The organism is Burkholderia sp. Ac-20353, from assembly GCF_017104785.1.
Lineage (GTDB): Bacteria > Pseudomonadota > Gammaproteobacteria > Burkholderiales > Burkholderiaceae > Burkholderia.
The window spans coordinates 1-4569 of the sequence record NZ_JAAGPL010000356.1 but is presented as its reverse complement, the minus strand read 5'-3'; the positions used below and the strand labels follow the sequence as shown (position 1 = coordinate 4569).

Genomic DNA, 4569 nt, shown 5'->3' with positions numbered 1-4569 from the left:
CGCGGCTGCGCGAAACGACCTGCAACTCTGAGTCATGCTCTGACATAGGTGTCCACCTCCGTTTGGTGGACACATGCTGGCCTCTCAGAGCGTCACTGGGTAGACGTCGTTAGTCGATCGCATACGAAAAAGAAAAGCCGCCCTCACCATCACTGGCGGGGCGGCATGGGTGGGAACGGATGAGGACTAACGGGAAGTCCGCGCGGCCTCCTTGATACCTTGGAAGAACGCAATCGGACCGTTGATCATGAGAGAACGGAGGTTGTTCCGGCGAACGTCCTCCCTACGGTTCCCACCCTTGTCCAGGTAGGTCACCTTCAGTGCATCGTTGAAGCCCGCCAGGTCTTTCCGAGCGAGTGCGCCAATGGCCTTATGGAACTGGCCCACGTCACCCACTTGGTACGCAACGTCCGTGAGTGCAGCCTTCTGAGCCTGGTTGATCATCGGCCAGAGCCCAGGATTGACAGCTTCCACTGCCTGCTTGGCTCGCTCTGCGTAGCGCGGAAGGGTGACCTCCAGGAGCCGTGCTGCTTGCTCCGGGGTGATCTGAACAGTTCCCGCCTTGATACCGTCGATGGACGTAGCGGGGATGCCAGCGCGGCGGAAGTCCTCTGCGATGGTTCCTGCGTTGGCGTTCAGGTTGTAGCCATAGCCGATGTTGTTCCCTGCCTTAGGGTTCGGGTCAGGCGTGGCTTTCAGGACCAGCCCCTCGCCCATCGCAGTAAGTGATGCGGCCAAGCTGGTGGAGTCGAAGGGGTTGAGGCGGTTGATGCTCAAAAGGAAGTCTTCAGCCTGCTTCACTTGAATCTTCGAGCCCTGGCCAGTCAGACGGGAGCCTGAGAGACCAGCGAAGGAGGTAGGCGCAGTGGGGAAGTTGAAGACGTTACTCAGTGCCCCACTGAATGCGCCGTCACGGACCCTCTCAATCTGAGCCCGTGTGGTGTCGTTGACCCACCTGAGGCTTGTTGCTTTGGCCAGCACCTCGGCGTGGTCAACAAGGTCTTGTGTGGTGGCCGCGCCAGAGTTCAGCCTCTGTTTGAGTGCCGACATCTCAGCGCGCTCGCTCTGCGTGAGAATCTTCTGGCTCGCGGCCTGCGTCATGATTTGACTGAACGAGACATCCTCCAGCTTGTGAAGCGGAGCGCCATTACTGAACCACGTGAGTTGGTAGTTGCCGTCCTTGCTGTAGATCAGTCCAACCGATTGGTGCTGGTCAGGCGGAATGCCCAGCAAGCCCCCGACCGTGCGGGATACGAAGCCCTGCTCATCCGGAATACCGTACTTTTCTCGCGCATTCTCAAGGTAGCTGTTAATGGCATCCTTCGCGGCATCACTGGCCTGTCCGGCTGGCACTTGCACATTGATGCGGTTTGTCTGGTCATACACGAAATTAGCCTGCACTTTGCGAGTGATGTACTGGTCAGCTTGATCCTGTGTGGCGTTCGGGTTGCGCTGGTAGTAATGCTGGAGCTCTAGCTGTGCCCAGGTATTGACCGCCTGCTCATTGACCGCCGCGCCGCGCCCAACAGCGTTGGCAATCCAGCCCACAACAGGCCAGTGCTGTAGGCGGCTCGTGGTGAGGTTCGCCACCGTACTTGCCACGCGCTGCTTCCATTGTGGGTCGCTGGTGATTTCCTTCGCGGCCTTGAGTGCTTCAGGCGAAATTGCACGGTAGGCGTTTTGCATCGCATTGGCCGGATCAATCCCGCTCATGCGGTCCCGCTGGTAGGTATCGAAAACCGTGGAGGCTTTCTCGTCAAAGTACAGCGCGCGAATCTGATCAGGTAACCCGCCGTAAAGAGCAGACGCGATGCTGAACTGTGTTGACGGCTCCCCACCCCGTGGAGCCTCGGCATTGACCGTCCCATCAATCAGCCCCTTCAATTTGCTGTTCGCTAAATCACTTCGGCCGGATTGAGAGGTCGAATGGACAATTGCGGACAGCGCCTGCTGAACGATTGGGTGCCGCGAGAAGTCCCCAGACTCCATGCCGCTGGCAGCACCAATCAGCGCCTGCACCGCTGGCTCCTGGACCGTATCCAGCGCCGACTGAGCGTCTTTCTTGTCGAGCGCCCAGGCCGTCCCTGTACTGACTGCGTACATCGCTTGTCGGCTCTGTAGTGCGCTGTCGGCCATGCCCTGAAGCCGCCGATACTCGCCCAGGGCAGCGCTCGCTGACTTGAACTGATTCAGCGGGCCAATGCGGTTCACGAAGTCGTTGAGGTCCGGCTGTTTGCCCTGACTTGCAGCTTCCTCGTCCGCTACGGTCCTCTTGAAGAAGTCCGTTTGCTGCGCCTGCTCGATGCGCTGGTTCTGCTCTTCAGTGGCCCGATGCTGGAGCCGCGTGGCCTCAGATTGAATCTTCGGGTTCATCTGCTGGAGCGTCAGGCCCGTGTGCGGGTCCTTGAACTGGGTGAAGAGGTCGAACAGCTCAGGCCGGCCGTTGGCTTGGGATGAGAGATTGTTGATCTTGTCCAGGAGCATGTCAGCCATCTCCGGACGAGTCATCATGCCCATCTGACCGCGCATCGGCTCCAGCGTCTGCTGCACTCCATCCCACATCTGCTGGAGACTCTTCGAGGGGTCCAGGACGCCATCAGCGACAGCGGAGAAGTTTCCGAATGCTGTCTCCTTCAAGCGCTGGAACTTGGTCTGAGCGAAGTCCTGGCGAACATGATCAGCCGTAGCGGCCACACTCTTTGACACCTGGTCGACAATGGCCGGGTCCGTGAGGCCAGCCGTATGTTGCGCGACCTGCTCGTGGAGGAACTTCTCCGGGTCGAAGTCGTCAGCATTCTTACCCTGCTGGTAGGCGCTCAGGATGTCCGTCTGTACCTGGTTGCCAATCTTCGCGCCCACCGCGTTACGGTAGCCCTGAGCGAACGTATCGTTGAACGCTGGGTCCACACGGGAATCAGCGGCCGGGGGCGGGACCTTGATTCCGCCAGCCTGCGCATCGACCAGCCCGGAGTCACTGAGCTGGCCCTGGGCGGTGCCCTGCTTGAATGCCTGCGTGGCGTCTCGCTGGTTCTCCAGGTTGACGTATTCCTGGAGCGCTGGATTGAAAGTCTGGAGCCCGGAAAGGAGCCCGTGAAGGGCTGGGTCCTGCTGCGGTGCTGCGTAGGTATCCACGGGCCGCTCTTGAGGCTGAGAAAAGACCTGACGGCCCGTAACGGGAACCTCAGGACGGCCAGTGATGGACAGCGGGGAATTGGGAGATTGCGGCATGTCGGTGTGAGGTTGTTAGGTCGATGATCCAGGCATCTTGAAGCCGTAGGCGTTAGAGCCGGGGACTCCGCCCGTAACGCGGTTCTTGATGGATTCCTGGGAGGTGTATGCGTTAAGAGCACCGCCAGCGATTTGAAGGCCGGTGCCGACGAGGCTGGGCTGTTGGATGCTGGCCGTGCGGGAGACTGCTTGCGCGTAGCTGCCGCGAAGGCCATTGACCATCTGGCGCTGAGCTGACGACGCGTTCGCCTGCATGGCTGCAATGTCCTGACCAGCGTTGAAGTTGGATTCGTTGGCCACGCGGTCATTGCTACCCCCGCCGTTGGTCCCTGAGTCAACCGCAAGGGCCTGGAGGTGGCCGGTCTCAATCATCGCTTGGCGCGCTCGTTCGGACATTTGCTCAGCCGCTGCCTGACTCTGCTGGACCATTTCATTCCTGGTCTGCGTTACCTGCGAGTCGTAAGCGGCCTGGGCTGCATCACCTTGGCGCTTTGCTGCTTGGCTCTGGCCTACGTAGGAAGCCACTGCTCCAGCCGCGCTCATTGCCATGCTCGTAATGGTCATGGTGCTAACGGGCTCACACATGACGCGGCACCTCATAGAAGAAGCGGAAACTTCCAGGAGGCCCCTGGTTCGGCACAACATCGCCAATGGCGAAGCCCAGGTGTTCCAGCATGGTGATGGCTTCCGCATTGCTCGATGCCACGGTATTGGCCAGTGGCACGCGGGTATCACGAACGCTATCGAGCCAAGCGCGCGCATGCGACAACAGCTCGCGGGTGTGGCCAGCGATTGCAGCGGAACAGCGCATCCACGGCACATTGACCATCGGGTAACGGACGAGACCAAACAGCGCCTCAATCTCGCCATCGATCAGCAAGGCCCAGCACCCAGTGGATACGCGGACGGATTCAGCTAGGCGCGTTTCGGGGCTTCGGTTCCACGTCAGGGCCATCTCTGCGATATCCGACTGGCGCAGCTTGTGGGCGAGCTCGGTGGCATCTTCGGAAGTCGCTGGGCGGTACGTGACGCGGCCTGATTGGGAAACCGGAGGCCAGCCGGACGGAGGTGTGGAGGGGTTCATAAGGGTCCTTATGGTGGACGGATGATGGACGCGACCAGCCCTGCCCGGTGGGGGCATGGAAGCGTGAGATGACGTTGGATGAGTGCAGGCGAGTCAGGCTGACGCGCTACTTGCGAGAGTGTGGCTTCAGTGTATGCGATCGACTAACGACGTCTACCCAGTGACGCTCTGAGAGGCCAGCATGTGTCCACCAAACGGAGGTGGACACCTATGTCAGAGCATGACTCAGAGTTGCAGGTCGTTTCGCGCAGCCGCGA

General features: G+C 60.2%; 3 protein-coding genes. All 3 read right to left on the bottom strand.

Translation table 11 applies throughout. The annotated features are described in order from the left end of the window. Positions 1 to 186: 186 nt before the first annotated feature. Positions 187 to 3132, bottom strand: coding sequence for a hypothetical protein (locus G3N94_RS39890; protein WP_205799685.1), 2946 nt, complete (start codon positions 3130 to 3132; stop codon positions 187 to 189). A 111-nt stretch (positions 3133 to 3243) separates the two neighbouring features. After that, the gene (locus G3N94_RS39885) at positions 3244 to 3792 is read right to left on the bottom strand and encodes a hypothetical protein (protein ID WP_205799684.1); all 549 of its coding nucleotides are present in this window, start codon (positions 3790 to 3792) and stop codon (positions 3244 to 3246) included. Between the two features lie 13 nt (positions 3793 to 3805). Then, positions 3806 to 4183 carry a hypothetical protein gene (locus G3N94_RS39880; RefSeq protein WP_205799683.1) on the bottom strand — a complete coding sequence of 126 codons (378 nt, stop codon included), beginning with the start codon at positions 4181 to 4183 and terminating at the stop codon, positions 3806 to 3808. Positions 4184 to 4569: the final 386 nt, after the last annotated feature.